Origin of the sequence: Synechococcus sp. R55.7 (assembly GCF_047461955.1) — a bacterium.
Taxonomy (GTDB): domain Bacteria; phylum Cyanobacteriota; class Cyanobacteriia; order Thermostichales; family Thermostichaceae; genus Thermostichus.
Window position 1 is genome coordinate 1 of sequence record NZ_JANSIC010000494.1, and the last position, 618, is coordinate 618.

1 protein-coding gene is annotated in these 618 nt (G+C 47.7%); it reads left to right on the forward strand.

Features of this window, described 5'->3' with window-relative positions:
- A partial coding sequence (locus NW820_RS13320) for a hypothetical protein (protein ID WP_414407767.1) occupies positions 1-517 on the forward strand: 517 nt, incomplete at its 5' end.
- Between the last annotated feature and the right edge of the window lie 101 nt (positions 518-618).

Here is a 618-nt window from a genome sequence, read left to right on the forward strand (position 1 = left end):
TCCTGATCCCACTACTGGATTTGTGCCGGGTGAGGATCCCTCTCCAGATATGATCCCGGTCGATGAACTGGATAGATTGTTTCCGAATTTGCCACCGGATCCAGGGGAGGCGGGCAAGCAAACTTTGGAGGGGATTGATGCCGATGGAGATGGCGTGCGTGATGATGTGCAGCGCTGGATTTACCGCCGGTATCCCAATGATGAGCTGAAGCGGAAGGCCATGCTGCGATACGCCAAAGCTTTACAGGCAAACATCGTGAATGTAAATAGAGATAGTCGCGACCAAGTGCGTGCAAGAGTGCTTGATCGTTTCCGAGCAATTCGATGTGCAAGATTGGCATTCGGCGGAGTTGATCAATTTGATCTCATTGATGAGGTTGCTGAGGCAGTAAGGGAAGTGCAATTTCAAATGCTTAACACTCAAGAAAGAGTCATTGCAGATTTAACAGTTGATGCCAAGTTCTCTGGACAAGTCGTTGGCGCAGAAGAATGGACATGTACTGACCCAATTCGCTAGATTAGTGAGGATAAATGGATGTTCGGTCGAAATACTGTTCGTCTTGTTGTTTTATTGTGCTGTTGCCTGTCTGTACTGATTCTCAAGTCTTGCTCATTACC